The 17,462-nt window shown below is 71.5% G+C and carries 18 protein-coding genes; 10 read left to right on the forward strand and 8 right to left on the reverse strand.

From position 1 onward, the window contains the following. Positions 1–54 precede the first annotated feature (54 nt). From hypB to hypE, 5 genes are all read left to right on the forward strand, one after another. The gene (hypB, locus tag STRCI_RS37535) at positions 55–804 is read left to right on the forward strand and encodes a hydrogenase nickel incorporation protein HypB (protein ID WP_269663461.1); all 750 of its coding nucleotides are present in this window, start codon (positions 55–57) and stop codon (positions 802–804) included. Continuing rightward, positions 801–3,128 carry a carbamoyltransferase HypF gene (gene hypF, locus STRCI_RS37540; protein ID WP_269663462.1) on the forward strand — a complete coding sequence of 776 codons (2,328 nt, stop codon included), beginning with the start codon at positions 801–803 and terminating at the stop codon, positions 3,126–3,128. Before hypB ends, hypF begins: the two co-directional genes overlap by 4 nt. A 2-nt stretch (positions 3,129–3,130) precedes the next feature. Beyond that, entirely contained in the window at positions 3,131–3,448 is a 318-nt protein-coding gene (locus STRCI_RS37545; RefSeq protein WP_269663463.1) for a HypC/HybG/HupF family hydrogenase formation chaperone, read from the forward strand. After that, positions 3,445–4,587, forward strand: a complete 1,143-nt coding sequence (gene hypD, locus STRCI_RS37550) for a hydrogenase formation protein HypD (protein WP_269663464.1) — start codon at positions 3,445–3,447, stop codon at positions 4,585–4,587. Before STRCI_RS37545 ends, hypD begins: the two co-directional genes overlap by 4 nt. Before the next feature lie 73 nt (positions 4,588–4,660). Continuing rightward, positions 4,661–5,650, forward strand: a complete 990-nt coding sequence (hypE, locus tag STRCI_RS37555; protein ID WP_418953481.1) for a hydrogenase expression/formation protein HypE — start codon at positions 4,661–4,663, stop codon at positions 5,648–5,650. 53 nt (positions 5,651–5,703) lie between these two features. On the opposite strand, the gene hypA is transcribed toward hypE, so the two are convergent. The 8 genes from hypA to STRCI_RS37595 all read right to left on the reverse strand — a co-directional run bounded on the left by hypA (position 5,704) and on the right by STRCI_RS37595 (position 12,119). Further along, positions 5,704–6,042 carry a hydrogenase maturation nickel metallochaperone HypA gene (hypA, locus tag STRCI_RS37560; protein WP_269664746.1) on the reverse strand — a complete coding sequence of 113 codons (339 nt, stop codon included), beginning with the start codon at positions 6,040–6,042 and terminating at the stop codon, positions 5,704–5,706. A gap of 7 nt (positions 6,043–6,049) precedes the next feature. Next, on the reverse strand, positions 6,050–6,235 hold the full coding sequence (locus tag STRCI_RS37565; protein ID WP_269663466.1) for a hypothetical protein: 186 nt from the start codon (positions 6,233–6,235) through the stop codon (positions 6,050–6,052). 22 nt (positions 6,236–6,257) lie between these two features. Continuing rightward, positions 6,258–6,464 carry a hypothetical protein gene (locus tag STRCI_RS37570; protein WP_269663467.1) on the reverse strand — a complete coding sequence of 69 codons (207 nt, stop codon included), beginning with the start codon at positions 6,462–6,464 and terminating at the stop codon, positions 6,258–6,260. A 47-nt stretch (positions 6,465–6,511) separates the two neighbouring features. Further along, positions 6,512–7,108 (reverse strand): DUF5947 family protein, encoded by a 597-nt coding sequence (locus STRCI_RS37575; RefSeq protein WP_269663468.1) that lies wholly within the window; start codon positions 7,106–7,108, stop codon positions 6,512–6,514. Next, a complete protein-coding gene (locus STRCI_RS37580; RefSeq protein WP_269663469.1) occupies positions 7,105–7,659 on the reverse strand; it encodes a NifU family protein in 555 nt (184 codons plus the stop codon). The genes STRCI_RS37575 and STRCI_RS37580 overlap by 4 nt, the downstream gene beginning before the upstream one ends. After that, positions 7,652–9,445 (reverse strand): nickel-dependent hydrogenase large subunit, encoded by a 1,794-nt coding sequence (locus STRCI_RS37585; RefSeq protein WP_269663470.1) that lies wholly within the window; start codon positions 9,443–9,445, stop codon positions 7,652–7,654. Before STRCI_RS37585 ends, STRCI_RS37580 begins: the two co-directional genes overlap by 8 nt. 63 nt (positions 9,446–9,508) lie before the next feature. After that, on the reverse strand, positions 9,509–10,597 hold the full coding sequence (locus tag STRCI_RS37590) for an NADH-quinone oxidoreductase subunit B family protein (protein ID WP_269663471.1): 1,089 nt from the start codon (positions 10,595–10,597) through the stop codon (positions 9,509–9,511). A gap of 1 nt (position 10,598) precedes the next feature. Next, entirely contained in the window at positions 10,599–12,119 is a 1,521-nt protein-coding gene (locus STRCI_RS37595) for a hypothetical protein (protein WP_269663472.1), read from the reverse strand. 337 nt (positions 12,120–12,456) lie between these two features. Here STRCI_RS37595 and STRCI_RS37600 point away from each other — a divergent pair, with 337 nt between their 5' ends. Genes STRCI_RS37600 through STRCI_RS37620 form a run of 5 tightly spaced genes read left to right on the forward strand, consistent with a single transcriptional unit; the run spans position 12,457 to position 17,329 of the window. Further along, positions 12,457–13,239, forward strand: coding sequence for an ABC transporter ATP-binding protein (locus tag STRCI_RS37600; protein WP_269663473.1), 783 nt, complete (start codon positions 12,457–12,459; stop codon positions 13,237–13,239). Then, positions 13,236–14,045, forward strand: a complete 810-nt coding sequence (locus STRCI_RS37605) for an ABC transporter ATP-binding protein (RefSeq protein WP_269663474.1) — start codon at positions 13,236–13,238, stop codon at positions 14,043–14,045. Before STRCI_RS37600 ends, STRCI_RS37605 begins: the two co-directional genes overlap by 4 nt. Beyond that, positions 14,042–14,938: a branched-chain amino acid ABC transporter permease gene (locus tag STRCI_RS37610; RefSeq protein ID WP_269663475.1), complete on the forward strand. Its 897-nt coding sequence runs from the start codon at positions 14,042–14,044 to the stop codon at positions 14,936–14,938. Before STRCI_RS37605 ends, STRCI_RS37610 begins: the two co-directional genes overlap by 4 nt. After that, positions 14,931–16,067, forward strand: a complete 1,137-nt coding sequence (locus STRCI_RS37615) for a branched-chain amino acid ABC transporter permease (protein ID WP_418953414.1) — start codon at positions 14,931–14,933, stop codon at positions 16,065–16,067. The genes STRCI_RS37610 and STRCI_RS37615 overlap by 8 nt, the downstream gene beginning before the upstream one ends. Beyond that, on the forward strand, positions 16,064–17,329 hold the full coding sequence (locus STRCI_RS37620; RefSeq protein WP_269663476.1) for an ABC transporter substrate-binding protein: 1,266 nt from the start codon (positions 16,064–16,066) through the stop codon (positions 17,327–17,329). Before STRCI_RS37615 ends, STRCI_RS37620 begins: the two co-directional genes overlap by 4 nt. Positions 17,330–17,462 lie beyond the last annotated feature (133 nt).

Raw genomic sequence — 17,462 nt, forward strand, 5'->3', positions numbered from 1 at the left:
CGGGACGCCGTTCCTGTCCCGGTTCATTCGAGTCCGTCGTGAGGAGCTGCGCCCATGTGCGAGTCCGAGGACGTCACCCACGCCGCCCAGGCCGTCCTGGCGAAGAACGACGGCCTGGCCGCGCGCCTGCGCGCCGACCTGGCCCGGCGCCGGGTGAGCGTGGTCAATCTGCTGTCCAGCCCGGGCAGCGGCAAGACGGAACTGCTCGTCGGCTTGCTGGCGCGTGCGGTGGAGCGGGGCATCCCGGTGGCCGCGCTGACCGCCGACCTGGCGACGGAGAACGACGCCCGCCGACTCGCCCGCTCCGGGGCACCGGTCAAGCAACTGCTGACCGACGGCCTGTGCCATCTGGAGGCCCGGCAGCTGGGCGGGCATGTGGAGAACTGGCTGCCACCGGACACCGCGGTGCTCTTCGTGGAGAACGTCGGCAACCTGGTCTGCCCGGCCTCCTACGACCTCGGCGAGACCTTGCGGATCGTGCTCATGGCGGTGACCGAGGGCGCGGACAAGCCGCTCAAGTACCCCACCGCCTTCGGCTCCGCCCATCTGGTGGTGCTCACCAAGACGGATCTGGCCGAACCCGCCGACTTCGACGCCACGGCCTTCGACGCCCATGTGCGGCAGGTCAACCCCGGGGTGGAGATCGTACGGTCCTGCGCGCGCACCGGCGACGGTGTCGACACCGTCCTGGAGCGGGTGCTCGCCGTACGGGACGGGGCCCCGGTGCACCGTCCGCCCCTCGCGCCGCATCCGCACGGCCACGTGCACGAGGACTCCGGCCTCCCGGCCGGACATCTCTCGTGACAGCGCCCACCACCCCGGCGGTACGCCGCCGCGTCGTCGTGCACGGCACCGTGCAGGGCGTGGGCTTCCGCCCGTACGTGCACCGGCTGGCCTGCGACCTGATGCTGTCCGGATTCGTCGGCAACACCGCGTACGGCGTGCTCATCGAGGTGGAGGGCACACCGGAGGACGTGGGCCGGTTCTGCGACCTGCTGGCCGCCGAGCCGCCGCCGCTGGCCGCCGTCACCGGCCTCGGCGTCGAGGACGTACCCGCCACGGGCGCCGACGACGCCTTCACCATCCGCACCACCGAGCAGTCCCCGGGCCGCACCCAGCTGCCGCCGGACACCGCCACCTGTGCCGACTGCCTGCGTGAGCTGGCCGATCCGGGCGACCGCCGGCACCGCCACCCCTTCGTCACCTGCACCCACTGCGGACCCCGGTTCACCATCGCCACCGGGATGCCGTACGACCGGGCGGCCACCACGATGACCGGCTTCCCTCTGTGTCCCGCCTGTGCCCGGGAGTACGGCGATCCCGGTGACCGGCGGTTCCACGCCCAGCCCGTGGCCTGCCCCGACTGCGGACCCCGGCTGCGTCTGGTGCCCGCACCCGGCAGCGGCATCCGCCCCGCCCGTGGCGCCGACGCGACGGCGGCGGCCCGGGCGCTGCTGGCCGCCGGCCGGATCGTCGCGGTGAAAGGCCTCGGCGGCTACCACCTGGCCTGCGACGCCGACAACCCACGGGCCGTAGACGCACTGCGCACCCGTAAGGCCCGAGGCGGCAAGCCTTTCGCGGTGATGTGCGCGGACCTCGCCGCCGCGGAGCGGCTCGCCGAGATCTCCGACGCCGAGCGCGCCGCCCTCACCGGGCCCCGGCGCCCGATCGTCCTGCTCCGGCCGCGCACCTCGAACCTCGCCCCCGGCGTCTGCCCGGGCAGCCCGCACCTTGGCGTGATGCTGCCCTACACGCCCGTGCACACCCTGCTGTTCGGACTGCCCGGCGATCCTCCGGGCCCGCGCGTGCTGGTCATGACGAGCGGCAACCGCTCCGGGGAACCGATCGTCACCGACGACGAGGAGGCACTGACCCGGCTGGCGGGACTGGCCGACGCCTGGCTCGCCCACGACCGCCCCATCGCCGCGCCGTGCGACGACTCACTGCTGCGGGTGCGCCCCGACGGCACCCAGCAGGTGCTGCGCCGCTCCCGCGGCTATGTGCCCAGGCCGCTGCGCCTGCCGTTCTCGGTGCGCCCCACTCTCGCGGTGGGCGGCGACCTGAAGAACGCGCTGTGCCTCGGCGAGGGCGACCAGGCCTGGTTCGGCCCCCACATCGGAGACATGGGGGAGCTGACGACCCTGGAGGCCGCGCGGCGGGCGGAGTCCCACCTGCGGGCCCTGACCGGGGTGAGCCCCGAACGCGTCGTCGCCGACCGGCACCCGGGCTACCACTCGTCACGGTGGGCCCGCCGACGGGCCTCGGGGCTGCCCGAACCGAGCCCCGTCCTGGTCCAGCACCATCACGCGCACCTCGCCTCCACGATGGCCGAGCACGGCCTCGACGGCACCACCCCCGTGATCGGCGTCGCGTTCGACGGCACCGGTTACGGTGACGACGGCACCGTCTGGGGCGGCGAGTTCCTGCTCGCCGACTACCTCGGCCACCGGCGCTTCAGCCACCTGACCCCGGCCCCGCTCCCCGGCGGCGACGCGGGCGTCGCCAACCCCTGCCGTCTGGCGCTGGCCCGGCTGTGGGCCGCCGGCCTGCCATGGGACCCGGCCCTGCCCAGCGTCACTGCTTGCGCACCCGATGAACTGGCCATCCTGAAAAGGCAGCTGACTCGCCACGTGGCCTGCGTGCCGACCTCCAGCATGGGCCGGCTCTTCGATGCCGTCGCGTCCCTGGCTGGGGTGTGCCACCGCGCGGGATACGAGGCCCAGGCCGCCCTGGAGCTGGAGGCCGCGGCGGCCTCGGCCTGGGGCGGCGACAGCGCGGCGTACGCCTTCGGCGTCGGCCCCCGGGGCTGTGATCCGGCGCCGCTGCTCGGCTCGATCGTCGCCGACCTGCGCAGCGGCACCCCTGCGACGGTGATCGCCGCCCGCTTCCACCGGGGCGTCGCGCGCGCTGTGCTGGAGATCTGCCGACGCGCACGCGGGGCCACCGGGCTCACGGTCGTCGCCCTGAGCGGCGGCGTCTTCGCCAACGCGCTGCTGGAGCTGGAGTGCACGACGCTGTTGGCCGACGACGGCTTCGCGGTGCTCAGGCACGGCGAAGTCCCGCCGAACGACGGCGGGTTGGCCCTCGGCCAGTTGGCGGTCGCGGCCCACGAACGACGAACGGAGTGACCATGTGTTTGGCAGTGCCCGGCAAGGTCGTGTCCATCGACACCGGATCCGATCCGCTCACCGGAACGATCGATTTCGGCGGCGTGCGCAAGGAAGCCTGCCTGGAGTACGTCTCCGACGTGCGGGTCGGTGAGTACGTCATCGTGCACGTCGGATTCGCGCTCCAGCGCCTGGACGAGGAGTCGGCGCTGGCCTCCCTGAAGCTCTTCGAGGAACTGGGGTTGCTGGAGGAGGAGTTCGGCGACGCCTGGGAACAGGCGGCCCGGGACGCGGGAGTCGCCGCGGTGGGCGAGGAACCCCGAGAGAGTGAGGCCCGGTGAAGTACATCGACGAGTTCAACGACCCCGAACTGGCGCGGCTGCTGCTGGACGAGATCCGCGCCACCGCCACCCGCCCCTGGGCCCTGATGGAGGTGTGCGGCGGGCAGACCCACTCCATCATCCGGCACGGCATCGACCAACTGCTGCCCGAGCAGGTCGAGTTGATCCATGGCCCCGGCTGCCCCGTCTGCGTCACCCCGCTGGACGTCATCGACAAGGCACTGGAGATCGCCGCACGCCCCGGCGTGATCTTCTGCTCCTTCGGTGACATGCTCCGCGTCCCGGGCACCGACCGCGACCTGTTCCGGATCAGGGGCGAGGGCGGCGACGTACGCGTGGTGTACTCGCCGCTCGACGCCCTGGAGCTGGCCCGCCGCAACCCGGACCGGGAGGTGGTCTTCTTCGCCATCGGCTTCGAGACCACAGCCCCGGCCAACGCCATGGCCGTGCACCAGGCCCGTCGCCTGGGCCTGACCAACTTCAGCCTGCTGGTGTCCCATGTGCGGGTTCCACCCGCGATCGAGGCCATCATGACGGCCCCCGCCTGCCGGGTGCAGGGATTCCTGGCCGCCGGGCATGTGTGCAGCGTGATGGGCACGGCCGAGTATCCGCGGCTCGCCGACCGGTTCCGGGTACCGCTCGTGGTCACCGGCTTTGAACCGCTGGACATTCTTGAGGGCATCCGCCGGGCGGTACGTCAGCTGGAGCGCGGTGAGCACCGGGTGGAGAACGCGTACCCACGAGCCGTACGTGAGGAGGGCAACCCGGCCGCCGTACGCATGATCGAGGAGGTGTTCGAGATCACCGACCGGAACTGGCGCGGCATCGGGCCCATCCCGCACAGTGGCTGGCGGCTGACCGAGGCGTTCCGCGCCTACGACGCCGAGCATCGCTTCGACGTCACCGGCATGCGGACCGAGGAGCCCGCCGAGTGCCGCAGCGGCGAGGTGCTCCAAGGGCTGATCAAGCCGACCGAGTGCGCCGCGTTCGGTACCACCTGCACCCCGCGTTCCCCGCTCGGCGCGACCATGGTCTCCAGCGAGGGCGCCTGCGCGGCCTATTACCTCTACCGCCGGATGAACGGCCCGACAGCGCAGACCGCCCAGGCCGTCCGCGAGGAGATGAACCCCGTTGTCTGAACTCGTCGAACCGACGGTCGACCCCGCCGACTGGACCTGTCCCGCCCCGCTGCGCGACCAGCCGCTGGTGGTGATGGGGCACGGCGGAGGCGGTGCCCTGTCCGCCGAGCTGATGGAGCAGGTGTTCGCCCCCGCCTACGGCAACGCCACGCTCGCCGCGCTGGCCGACTCCGCCGTCCTCGAACTGGGCGGGGCCCGGCTGGCGTTCTCCACCGACGCCTATGTGGTCCGGCCGCTGTTCTTTCCCGGCGGCAGCCTGGGCGACCTCGCGGTCAACGGCACCGTGAACGACTTGGCGATGAGCGGTGCCCGGCCCGCCTTCCTTTCCGCCGCCTTCGTACTGGAGGAGGGCGTGCAGCTGAGCGTCGTCGAAGGGATCGCGCGCGCCATGGGCGCGGCGGCCGAGGCGGCGGGAGTCGTCGTGGCCACGGGCGACACCAAGGTCGTGGAGTCCGGGCACGGCGACGGCGTCTATGTCACCACCTCCGGGGTGGGGCTCGTTCCCGACGGGGTGGACATCCGGCCCCAGCGCGCCCGGCCCGGTGACGCCGTCATCGTCAGCGGCCCGATCGGCCTGCACGGGGTTGCCGTCATGAGCGTGCGGGAGGGACTGGAGTTCGGCGTCGAGATCGCCAGCGACACCGCGCCGCTGGCCGGCCTGGTGGCGGCGATGCTGGCGGTCACCCCTGACATCCATGTGCTGCGCGATCCCACCCGCGGTGGACTGGCCGCGTCCCTGAACGAGATCGCCCGTGCCTCGGGCACGGGTGTCCGGCTGCGGGAGCGCGCGATCCCGGTGCCGGACGCGGTCGCGAACGCCTGCGGGTTCCTGGGCCTCGATCCCCTCTACGTGGCCAACGAGGGGCGGCTGGTCGCCTTCGTACCGCCATCGGCGGCGGAGGAGGTCCTCGCCGCGATGCGCGCCCACCCTCAGGGCGTCGGCGCCACCCTGATCGGGGAGTGCGTCGCCGAGCATCCCGGCATGGTCGTGGTCGCGACCGGCCTCGGCGGGACCCGGGTGGTGGACCTGCCGCTGGGTGAGCAACTGCCGCGTATCTGCTGACCCGCACGGACCGGGCCCCGCCACGGCACGTTGCCGTGGCGGGGCCCGGTCCGTCAGTGGACTCCGGTGATCTCCAACTCCCGGCCGCTGCGCAACTCGGTGGAGGGCTGATCGCAGCGTGGGCACCAGAAGAACGGCGGCATGCCCACGGGGAACTCCTCGGCGCACGGGCCGCAGTAGGCATGAGCGGGGACCTGCTCCACCACGAGCCGGGCCGCGGCGAGGGCGGTGCCGTCGCGGGCCACCTCGAAGGCGAAGCTCAGCGCGTCGGGGACGACACCGGCCAGCTCGCCGACCCGGACGGTGACCGCCGAGACGGCCTTCGTGCCGTCCGCCCGGGCGCGCTCGTCGGCCTGCTCGATGATCGCGGTCGCGATCGAGAGCTCGTGCACGACCGGATCACGGGTAGCGGCGGCGCGCACGAAGCCCGCCTGCCATCCGCCAGATCCGCACTTCGCGGCGCAGGCTCGGGAACTCACTGACCAGGAAGGCCAGCACCACCGCGCCCACCAGGACGGCCTCGGCCATCAGCACCCGGTGTCCTGACGCCGTGGCTCTCCCGGTATCTGCTTGTTGGACCTTCATTGCGGAAACTCCCTGTCGATCGTCATCCCGGGGGGATGTTCGGCATGACGTCGAGCAGGGCGTCGTGCCGCTTCCAATGGATCCCGGTGGAGCGGCGCGCGTCTGCGGTGCCGTCCGCGTGATGCCCGGTCTGGTGTGTGTACGGACCCCGGTTGCCCTGGTGCATGCCGGGCACGTGCCCGGTCGCGTCGGGCTTGGTGGCGGGTCGGCCGACCCTGATGCTGCCCATGAGGTGGTCCTTTCTTCCTCTCGCCGCCGCGCCGCGGGGTGCGGCGGTCATGGCCGCTCGGTGAGATCCGCGAAGAACCGCTCGACGGCCGGCCAGACCCGGCCGCCACCGGACAGGCCCCGCCATTCCCGGCGGACGAGGGCGACCATCCGGAAGCAGTCGTCGACCGGCACGATCCAGTGGTGGTCGAGGCCGTGCACGGTGTTCACCAGCAGCGCCTCCACGTCCGGCTGCAGGGAGGCAAGCTCCGGCCGGGCTGCGACCAGGCGTCGCCAGGCAGTCGCGTCCACCTCCCAACGCATGGCACCGGCAGGGCTCGGGCCCTCCGCCGTGACCGTGCCGTCGGCACGGGGCACGAAGAACACCAGGCCGACGGGCACGCCCAGGACCTCAGTGTCCACCTTGGGGAGCCGGATCCGCCTGCGGGGGACGAGCCGGTAGCGGCCGTCCCCCGCGCTGCCGTCTGCGAACAGCACCGAACAGGCGCCACAGGCACAGGCGACCTGCTCCTCGGAGAGGTCGTACAGGTGGGCGTGCTCGTCGGGAACCGGCGCGGCGCACAGGTCGCACCGCTCCGCCTCGGCGCTCGCCGTGCGGCGGGCCGAGGAGCGGATGAGGCGGGCCAGGGCACCCTGAGTGGTCATGGTGCGCCCCGGTGGGTGAGCGTGGTCAGCGGTACGAACGCGGGGGGCGTGACCTCCACCGGCTCCACCGCCGTGAGCTCCGGCGCGACGGCGAGCACCGCCTCCCGGACCGCGGCGGTGACGTCGCCGGCCCCCGTACCGCACCCGGAGCCGCAACCGCTGCCCGCCGTCAGCCGGACCCGGCCCACGCCCGCCTCCACGCCCGCCCACTCCACGTCGCCGCCGCGTTCGCGCACCGCGGGCCGCAACCTCTCGACCGCGCGGGCCGCCCGGCGCTCGACGGGCTCCGGGTGGAGGGAGTGCAGCACCAGCAGATGGCCCAGCAACTCGTCGTCGGCGAGGCGTTCGGCCAGCGGCCCGTCGGCCTGGTCCATGACCCGGGCCAGCGCCTCGCCGTAGACCTCGGTCAGGAGCCCGACCGCTTCGACGGCGGAGCGGGTGGCCGGGCCGGGCGCCGCGTCGAGCCCTTCCAGCAGCTCGTCGAGCCGGGCCAGGCGGGCCTCCACGTCCGGGTCGGCCAGCCGCTCGGCCGCGGCCTCGGGCTCAGCCATGGTTGGCCCCGTACGTCGGCGAGTGCAGGGTGGTCAGTGTCTTGCCCTTTCCGACGTACATGTGCACTCCGCACGGCAGACAGGGGTCGAAGCTGCGCACGGTGCGCATGATGTCGACGCCCTTGAAGTCGTCCGGCCCGTTCTCCTCGAAGATGGGCTGCCCCTGGACGGCGTCCTCGTACGGGCCGGGGGTGCCGAACTTGTCACGGGGGCTGGCGTTCCAGGGGGTGGGCGGGTACGGGTGATAGTTGGCGATCTTCTTGTCCTTGATCACCAGGTGGTGGGAGAGGACACCGCGCACCGCCTCGTGGAAGCCGCAGCCGATCGCCTCGTCGGGCACCTCGAAGTTCTCGAACACCTTCGTGTCGCCGGCCCGCACCATGCCCATCGCCTCTTCGAGGAACTGAAGGGCCATGGCGGCCGCGTACGCGACGAAGTACGGCCGGGCGCGATCCCGTTCGATGGTGTTGCTCCACTTCGGGATGCGCCATTCCAGGGTCGTCTCCGGCAACGACTCGCCCTTGGGCAGCGAGATGCGCACGCTGTTGCCGGTGGCCTTGACATAGGGGGTGTCGACCAGGCCGCTCAGCGCGGTGGACCACAGCCGGGCCAGCGGGCCGCCGCCGGTGTCCAGGGCAAGATGCTCCCCGGTGCGTCCGTCGTACCAGCGGGGGCTCATCACCCAGCTGTACTTGTCATCGAAGTCACGCTTCTGCGGCACCGGGACCGTCGTCTGGTTCCACGGGTGGCGCATGTCGACCGGATTGCCGAGGGGGTCGTGGGTGACGAAGGGCTGCTCGTTGACCCAGTCCTCGTAGTAGGAGCTCCCCAGCATGATGCGCAGACCGAGATTGATGTCGACGAGGTTGTTGGTGACCAGTTCGCCGTCGACGATGATGCCCGGGGTGACGTACATCGCCTTGCCCCAGTGGTTCATGTTCTCGTAGCGGTAGTCCACGACGTCGGGGTCCTGGAAGGCGCCCCAGCAGCCCAGCAGAACGCGGCGGCGGCCGACCTCCTCGTAGCCGGGCAGCGCCTCGTAGAAGAAATCGAAGACATCGTCGTTCATGGCGACGGCCTTCTTGACGAAGTCGATGACCCGCATGAGCCGGCTGAGGTAGTCGGTGAACACCGTCGGCTGCGGCAGTGTGCCGACGCCGCCGGGGTAGAGCGTGGAGGGGTGCACATGGCGTCCCTCCATCAGGCAGAACATCTCGCGGGTGACCCGGCTGACCTTCAGCGCCTCCTTGTAGACCTCGCCCTCGAAGGGGTTGAAGGCCTTCATGATGTCGGCGATCGTGCGGTAGCCGTGGATGTCCCCGCGGGGCGCGTCGGTGCGTTCGGCGCGGGCCAGCACACCAGGATTGGTGGCCTTGACCATCGCCTCGCAGAAGTCCACGAACACCAGGTTGTCCTGGAAGATCGTGTGGTCGAACATGTATTCGGCTGCCTCGCCGAGGTTGACGATGTGCTCGGCCAGCCGGGGCGGTTTGACGCCGTAGGCCATCTGCTGGGCGTAGTCGGAGCAGGTGGTGTGGTTGTCGCCGCAGATCCCGCAGATGCGGGACGTGATGAAGCCCGCGTCCCGCGGATCCTTGCCCTTCATGAACACCGAGTAGCCGCGGAAGAGCGAGGAGGTGCTGTGGCACTCCACGACTTCCCGGTTGGCGAAGTCGATCTTCGTGTAGATGCCCAGGTTTCCGATGATCCGAGTGATCGGATCCCAGGACATGTCCACGATCTGCGGCGGTTTGCGTCCCGTGGGCCGGGCCTCGGTTGTGGTCATCGCTGTTGGTGCCCCTCGCTGCTGGTGTTCGTCAAGGTCGTGGTCGGTGTGTGTGGCGCGGGTTCAGGGACGCCAGCGCGGGTTGTAGCCGCTGGTCAGCTTCCGCTTGTTGTGGCGCCAACGGGGTTCGTGGTTGACCAACTCGTTCGTGACGCCGCGCAGTCGGCGGATGACGGCGCCGTACGGCTTGATGGCGAGCGACGACAGCGTGCCGCCGGGGGGCTCGTCCATGAACGGCATGAACGCGTCGGGGAAGCCGGGCATCGTGCAGCCGATGCAGATGCCGCCGACGTTCGGACAGCCGCCGATCCCGGCCATCCAGCCCCGCTTGGGTACGTTGCAGTTGACGACCGGACCCCAACAGCCCGTCTTGACCAGGCACTTGGGGGAGTTGTAGTCACGGGCGAAGCCGGCCTGCTCGTAGTACGAGCCGCGGTCGCAGCCCTCGTGGACTGTCTTCCCGAACAGCCACTGTGGCCGCAGCATGTGGTCCAGCGGGGGTGGGGGAGCGGACCCGGCCGCATGGTGGAGGACCCAGATCAGGGTCTCCATGAAGTTCTCGGGCTGGATCGGGCAGCCCGGCACGTTCACTACGGGCAAACCGCCCTGTGACCTGAAGTCCCAGCCCAGATAGTCCGCGAGGCCCATGCATCCGGTCGGATTCCCGGCCATCGCGTGGATTCCGCCGAAGGTGGCGCAGGTGCCCGCCGCCACCACGGCCCAGGCCTTGGGGGCCAGTTGGTCGATCCACGAGTTCAGGGTCTGCGGCTCGCCGGTCTCCGGGTCGTTGCCGAAGGACGTCCAGTAGCCGTCGCCCTCGATGATGTTCTGGTTGGGGATCGAGCCCTCGATGACCAGGATGAACGGGGCCAGGTCCCCGCGTGCCGCAGCCCGGTACGGTGCGAGGAAGTCCTCGCCGCCCAGGCTCGGCGAGAGCACCTTGTTGACCAGGTTGACCTTCGGCAGGCCCGGGATCAGACCGAGCACCAGGTCCTCGATGGAGGGCTGGTCGGCGGCGGTGAGGGAGACGGTGTCGCCGTCGCAGCTCATGCCCTCGGAGATCCAGAGGATGTGGATCTCGTCGAAGCCCTGCCGGTCCTCGCCACGACTGGGCTCGCCGCCGACGTCGGTGGTGCCACTGTGCGTAGTCATGTCATCGGTCTCCGCTGTGGGGGGTGGGGGAGTCGGTCCGCGGCGCGCCGGGGGCCGCTGCGTCGGCGGACGTGAGCGGCTCGAGTTCGTCGGGGCGGAAGTAGTGGAAGCGGCCGTACCAGGTGTGCAGTTCGGCTGCGGGGTCGTCGTCGAGCGTGACGGCGAGGTGCGTGCTGCCGTCCACGTCGTGGAGCACGGCGGCGACCTGGGCGGTTCGGCCGACCAGGAACATGTCCTGGGCGTCGGCGCCCCGGCCACGAGGGCGGAGCCGTACGCGGCTGCCCGCGCCGACGGACACGCCGTCGACGAGCAGGGTGTCGGTGGTCGGGGACAGTCCGGAGTCGGCGCCCTCCTGCCACCAGGTCGGCCGCTCGGCGGCGGGGGTGGCCGGCTTCAGCGAGCGGACGGCTCCGTGCAGACGGGCGAAGACTTCCGGGGGCATCGTGTCGACCCGGTCGAGGATGGCGGCGGCCCGTGGGTCGGTGGCGCGTGCCTCCCGCTTCTCCTCGTCCGTCAGCAGCATCGTGCGCAGTGTGAGGATCTCGTCGATCTCCGCGGCATCATGCAGATCGCCCGGGCTCTCCGGCGCCACCTGGGGATGGTCGGGAAGGATGATCGGTGCGGAGAGCAGGAGGTGTCCGGTGCCGTCGACGTCGGACCCTTCGGCCGGGGCTTGTCCGCCGAGGACGGGGAAGGTGAACGCGTTCCGGCAGGCGCGAGCGTGTTCGAGCAGTGGCGCGGGGGGATCGATCAGCGAGACGAAGTCCACGCCGTCCCCGTCGAAGAGAGTGTGCGTGGCGATCAGGGCACCGCGCAGGGCCTCGTCGCGAGGCAGCCGCGCATCGGGCGCCAGCCCGGTGTTCGCGGTGCGTACCCGGATCCGGCAGACGTCGTCATGGAGCCGCTCGACCACGAGCGTGGTGTGCGCGCGTACCGCATCGCGTCGGCGCACCACCCGTCCGACCCGTCCGGGCAATGGCTCGATGTCCGTGCCGGCCTCCGCGCCGACCGGGACCGTACGTTCACCCTGGAGGAGGTCGTCCAGGCGGACGGCGACCTCGGCCTCGCGCGGTACCGCCTCGTCGAAGGTCAGGTACGCCGCGCCGGAGTCCGTCCGCAGCGACGCGACGGCATGGTGGCCGCCGTCCGGGGCGGCCTCCTCCACCTGCTTGTGCTGCATCTGGAGGTAGCGCACCTTCACCCGTACGACAGCACTGGGACGGCGGAGGCGCAGCAGACACTCGGTCTGCTGGTACCAGGAGTCAGCGGAGCCGGACACGCCCGGGACGACGGGGCCGGACGCCTCCACCCAGTCGCGGGGGAAGAGCACCCCGAACTGCCATCTGACGCGGTTCTTGGCCGAGGACCGACGGTATGGGTAGAGAAGGTAGCCCTCGTACAGAACGGCGTCGGCGAGGGCACTGAGCTGCTCGAATCCGCATCGGGAGGGGACCACCGGCAGGTCCTCGCCATCCACGGGGACAGCGCCCGCCGTATCGCCCTCGGTCAGGCCCCTGGGCATTCCGCCTCCTGGTTCCTCGGATCTGTCTGCGCGCACATCCCTTCCACGACGGTCACATCCGTAACGGAGCCCCGCTTCCCCGGACGCACCCCCACTGAGCCGTTCGGGGGAGTGGCCGGCGTCCAGGCGCCCGACCGCCCGTGCCTTCCCCGCTTCCCGGCCCGGAATCCGCAGACCACCCCCAGCCTGGGCACCCGCACAACCCCGGCCCACCGCCGTTGGGACCACGCAGCGACCCCGGCCCCAGCCCTGTTCCGCCTGCCCGCGCGCGTGCTGTCGTGAGCTCCCCTTCCCCGAACGCGTCCGTGCCCGTCCGGCCCGGACCCGAGGAGATGTGATGCCCGAAGCACCACCGGACGAGGAACCGGCCCTGCATGTCGAGGAGATCGACGTGACCTATGGCCGGGCCCTGTCCGCCCTGCGTTCCGTGTCGCTGACCGTTCCGCACGGTGGCGTCGTCGCCCTGCTCGGTGCCAATGGTGCGGGCAAGACGACGCTGCTGCGGGCCGTGTCGGGCACCCTGCGCCTGCACCGCGGCGCGGTCACCGCGGGCCGTATCCGTTACGGCGCCACGGAACTCGACGGCCGCGACCCGGTTGCCGCGGTACGCGCCGGGGTCGTGCAAGTCCCGGAGGGCAGGCGGGTGTTCGCCGGGCTCACGGTCGACGAGAACCTGCGCACCGGAGGGCTGGGGCTCGGCCGCCGCGCCCCCGCCCAGGTGCGTGAGGCCCGTGACCGGGTCTTCGCCCTCTTCCCCCGGCTCGCCGAGCGCACGACTCAGGCCGCCGGTCTGCTCTCCGGCGGCGAGCAGCAGATGCTCGCCATCGGCCGCGCGCTGATGGCCGCCCCGCGGCTGCTCCTGCTCGACGAGCCCTCCCTCGGACTCGCCCCGCAGATGGTGGCCCGGATCGCCGACGTCGTGAAGGAGATCAACACCCAGGGCACCGCCGTGCTCCTGGTCGAACAGAACGCCGGCATGGCGCTCTCCCTCGCGGACAGCGCCTACGTCCTGGAGGTCGGCGAGATCCGGCTCTCCGGGGCGGCCGACGAACTCGCCCGCACGGACGCCGTACGGCGGCTGTACCTGGGCGAGACCGCCGACGGTCAGGGGGCCGCGTGAACGACCGCACCACCACGCCGCCCGTCCTCGACGTACGGGACGTCACCGTCCGGTTCGCCGGGCTCACCGCCCTGGACAGCGTGTCCTTCACGGTCGTCCCAGGGTCCGTGCACGCCCTCATCGGACCCAACGGCGCGGGCAAGTCCACCTGCTTCAACGTCCTTTCGGGCCTGTACCGCCCGGCGTCCGGCACCGTCCGCCTCGGCGACACCGACCTCACCAGCCTCGCCCCGCACCGCATCGCCGCCCTCGGTATCGCCCGCACCTTCCAGAACATCGTCACCACCGAAGGCACGGTCGGCGACAACCTGATGCTCGGCCGCCACATCCTGTCCCGCGCCGGTTTCGCCGCCAGCGCGCTGCGCCTGCCGAGCGCGGTGCGCGAACAGCGCGAACACCTGGCCAAGGCCCGCGAGATCGCCGAACTCACCGGCCTCGGACCGCACTTCGACTCCCCGGTCGCACTGCTGTCCTACGGCGACCGCAAACGCGTGGAGTTCGCCCGCGCCCTCTGTCTGGAGCCAACAGTGCTACTGCTCGACGAACCGGTGGCCGGCATGAACGCGGCCGAACGGGCCCGCACCGCCGACACCATCCGCACCGTCCGCGCCGAACTCGGCCTCTCCGTGGTGCTGGTGGAACACGACATGGGCCTGGTCATGCGGCTCGCCGACGAGGTCACCGTGCTCGACTTCGGCCGGGTCATCGCCCACGGCACCCCCGACGAGGTCCGCAGCGACCCCGAGGTGCTGCGCGCCTACCTCGGCACCGAGGCCACCGAGACCACCGGGGAGGACGCGGCATGACCGGCTTCCTCGACAACATCCTCAACGGCCTGGCCCTCGGCTCGGTCTACGCCCTGGTCGCCCTCGGCTTCGTCATCATCTTCAAGGCCTCCGGCGTCATCAACTTCGCCCACGGCTCCCTGCTCCTGCTCGGCGGCTACCTCACCGCCGTGCTCCACGAGGACCTCGGCTTCGCGGGCGCCCTCGCGGTGGCCGTCCTCGCCACCGCGGCCGTGGCCGGGCTGATGGACCGCTTCCTGCTCCAGGCCGGCGAACAGGATCCCCAGGCCGCCCATGTGCAGACCATCGTCACCATCGGCGTCGACATCGTCCTGCTCACTGACCTCTCCCGGCGCATCGGCGGCGACCTCCTCTCGCTCGGCGACCCCTGGGGCGACTCGGTCAGCGGCCTCGGCCCCATCACCGTCGCCGACAGCCGCCTCGCCGCGATCGTGGTCTCCAGCGTCGTCATCGGCGCCGTCTTCGCCCTCTTCCGGTACACCAACTGGGGCCTGGCGCTGCGCGCCTCGGCCGAGGACCTGGAAGCCGCGGCGCTGATGGGCGTACGGCTGGTGCGGATGCGTACCCTCGCCTGGTGCCTGGCCGGCGGACTCGCCGCGCTGGCCGCGGTCTTCCTCGCCGCCTTCCCCGCCCCGGGACTTGAGCGTACGACCGGACAGATCGCCCTGAAGGCCTTCCCCGCCGCCATCCTCGGCGGCATGGCCTCACCGCCAGGCGCCCTCGCCGGCAGCATGCTGATCGGACTGACCGAGGCCCTGGTCGCCGGATACCAGTCCGAACTGCACGTCCTCGGCGAAGGGTTCGGCGATGTCGCGCCGTACGCCGTGATGGTCCTCGTCCTTCTCGTCCGGCCCAACGGGCTGTTCGGCGCGAAGGGAGCGGCTCGTGTCTGATCTGCTGCGCCGCTACCGCGCCGCTACCGTCCTTCTCGTCGTCGTCCTGTGCGCGATGCCCTTCTACCTCGACGCCTTCTGGCTGCGCATCGGCCTGTTCTCCATGGCCGCCGCCGTCGGCGCCGTGGGCCTCGGACTGCTCTCCGGAACGGCGGGCCAACTCTCCCTCGGCCACGCCTTCTTCCTCGCCGTCGGCGCCTACGGCTACGTCTGGCTCGCCGGAGAGCCCGGTCCCGGACTGCCGCCCGCCGTCGCCCTCGTCCTCGCGGTGCTGCTCGCCGGGGCCGCGGGCGGACTGTTCAGCCCCGTCGCGGGCCGGGTGCGCGGCATCTACCTCGGCGTCGCCACACTCGCCCTGGTCTTCCTCGGCCACCACGTCCTGCTCACCGCGGACTCGGTCACCGGCGGCTTCAACGGCCGCTCGGTGCCCCCGCTGGAGCTCGGCGGCTTCTCCTTCACCGCCGCCGACCCCGAACTGACCCTGCTCGGCGTGCCGTTCGGCGCCGAGGAACGCCTGTGGTACCTCGGCATGGCGCTGTTCGCGCTGACCTGGTTCACCGCCCGCGGCCTGCTGCGCGGACGCCCCGGCCGGGCCCTGGTGGCGCTGCGCGACAGCGAGACCGCGGCCTCGGTGATGGGCGTGCACGTCGCCCGCTACCGCTCGGCGGCGTTCGTGGTCTCCTCGATGTACGCGGGCCTGGCCGGGGTGATGCTCGCCCTCGCCTTCCGCCGCGTGGTACCGGACTACTTCGCCCTGGCCCTCTCGGTCGACTACCTCGCCATGATCGTCATCGGCGGACTCGGCTCGGTCGCCGGAGCCACCGCGGGCGCCGTCTTCGTCACCGCGCTGCCCCTGCTGATGACCCGCTACGCCGACCAGCTGCCCCTCGTGGCCACCCCCGGCACCACCGACGGAGTGGTCGGCCCCACCGAGGCGGCCCGCTACCTCTACGGAGCGGCGATCGTGCTGATCCTGCTCTTCGCCCCCGACGGACTGCACGGACTCCTCAGGCGCACCCGCGCCCGGATCCACAGCCGCCGGACCGCCACCAAGGACAAGGACGCGGACCCCGCGACCCCGACCCAGCCCACCGCCTCAGCCGTACGAGCCAAGGAGCCGACACCGTGAACCACCCCACGCACCGCACCAGGACGGTCCTGGCCGCCGCCCTGACAGCCCTGCTCCTCGCGGGCACCGGATGCAGCTCCAAGGCGGACAGCGACAGCGCCGCCGACGGCGCCGACGGCGTCAAGGGCGGGCCCGGCGTCACCGACAAGGCCATCAAGCTCGGTGCCCTCACCGACCTGACCGGCCCCTACGCCACCCTCGGCAAGTCCATCGTGCAGGCCCAGCAGATGTGGGCCGACGAGACCAACGCCAAGGGCGGGATCTGCGGCCGCAAGGTCGAGATCGTCGTCAAGGACCACGGCTACGACGTCCAGAAGGCGGTCACCGCCTACGCCGACATCGCCCCCGACGTGGTCGCCATGCCCCAGGTCATCGGCTCGCCGGTGGTCGCCGCCCTGCTCGACGACATCGAGCGCGACCAGGTGCTCACCTTCCCGCAGGCCTGGGCCGCCTCCCTGCTCGGCAAGAACTCCGTGCAGGTGCTCGGCACCACCTACGACATCGACATGATCGCCGCCGTCGACTACCTCACCCGCACCAAGGGGATCAAGAAGGGCGACACCATCGGCCACGTCTACTTCGAGGGCGACTACGGCGCCAATGCCCTCCAAGGCTCCGAATGGGCCGCGAAGAAGGCCGGTCTGAAGGTCGTCGGCCAGAAGATCAAGGCCACCGACACCGATCTGTCCGCCCAGGTCTCGGCACTGAACAAGGAAGGCGTGAAGGCCATCCTGATCAGCGCCGGACCCGCCCAGACGGCCTCGCTGGTCGGCGTCGCCGCCTCGCGCGGGCTGAAGGTGCCGGTCGTCAGCAACGCCCCTGGCTACGCGCCGCAGTTGATGAAGACGCCCGCGGCGGCCGCCCTGGAGGCCATGCTGAGCGTGGTCAGCGCGATCCCGGCCGTCAGCTCGGACGTGCCCGGGGTGAAGAAGATGGTCGCCGCCTACCAGAAGAAGTACCCGGGCGCCCTGGTCGACTCCGGTGTGCTCTCCGGCTACAACGCCGCCCGGCTCATGGGCGTCAGCCTGACGAAGGCCTGTGAGGACGGCAGCCTGGCCCGCCAGGACGTGGTCACCGCGCACCGGATGCAGAGCAACGCGGACGCCGGGCTCGGCAGCCCGCAGAACTTCTCCGACGTGGCCGAGCCCGCCAGCACGTCCACCTATGTGCTCAAGCCCGACGCCAAGGCCGTCGGCGCCATGGTGAACGTGGAGGAGGCGCACGAGGCGCCCGGAGTGAAGGAGTACCTGTCGAAGGGCTGACGGAACGTCATCCGGCCCGCGGCGCCCGCCCAGGCGCCGCGGGCCGGATTCAGTGCCGCCACCGATGAATGCGTTCTCCATCCTCTATTGGACCTCTGCCCCAGCCGCCGTCAGGCTGGAGCGACCCCGAGTC

It is taken from the genome of Streptomyces cinnabarinus (assembly GCF_027270315.1).
GTDB lineage: Bacteria > Actinomycetota > Actinomycetes > Streptomycetales > Streptomycetaceae > Streptomyces > Streptomyces cinnabarinus.

What these genes read in the sequence shown, in the direction of transcription:
- hypB (WP_269663461.1), top strand. Translation starts at nt 55, where the DNA reads ATGTGCGAGTCCGAGGACGTCACCCACGCCGCCCAGGCCGTCCTGGCG.
- STRCI_RS37545 (WP_269663463.1), top strand. Translation starts at nt 3,131, where the DNA reads ATGTGTTTGGCAGTGCCCGGCAAGGTCGTGTCCATCGACACCGGATCC.
- hypE (WP_418953481.1), top strand. Translation starts at nt 4,661, where the DNA reads ATGGGGCACGGCGGAGGCGGTGCCCTGTCCGCCGAGCTGATGGAGCAG.
- STRCI_RS37565 (WP_269663466.1), bottom strand. Translation starts at nt 6,235, where the DNA reads ATGAAGGTCCAACAAGCAGATACCGGGAGAGCCACGGCGTCAGGACAC.
- STRCI_RS37570 (WP_269663467.1), bottom strand. Translation starts at nt 6,464, where the DNA reads ATGGGCAGCATCAGGGTCGGCCGACCCGCCACCAAGCCCGACGCGACC.
- STRCI_RS37575 (WP_269663468.1), bottom strand. Translation starts at nt 7,108, where the DNA reads ATGACCACTCAGGGTGCCCTGGCCCGCCTCATCCGCTCCTCGGCCCGC.
- STRCI_RS37580 (WP_269663469.1), bottom strand. Translation starts at nt 7,659, where the DNA reads ATGGCTGAGCCCGAGGCCGCGGCCGAGCGGCTGGCCGACCCGGACGTG.
- STRCI_RS37585 (WP_269663470.1), bottom strand. Translation starts at nt 9,445, where the DNA reads ATGACCACAACCGAGGCCCGGCCCACGGGACGCAAACCGCCGCAGATC.
- STRCI_RS37590 (WP_269663471.1), bottom strand. Translation starts at nt 10,597, where the DNA reads ATGACTACGCACAGTGGCACCACCGACGTCGGCGGCGAGCCCAGTCGT.
- STRCI_RS37595 (WP_269663472.1), bottom strand. Translation starts at nt 12,119, where the DNA reads ATGCCCAGGGGCCTGACCGAGGGCGATACGGCGGGCGCTGTCCCCGTG.
- STRCI_RS37600 (WP_269663473.1), top strand. Translation starts at nt 12,457, where the DNA reads ATGCCCGAAGCACCACCGGACGAGGAACCGGCCCTGCATGTCGAGGAG.
- STRCI_RS37610 (WP_269663475.1), top strand. Translation starts at nt 14,042, where the DNA reads ATGACCGGCTTCCTCGACAACATCCTCAACGGCCTGGCCCTCGGCTCG.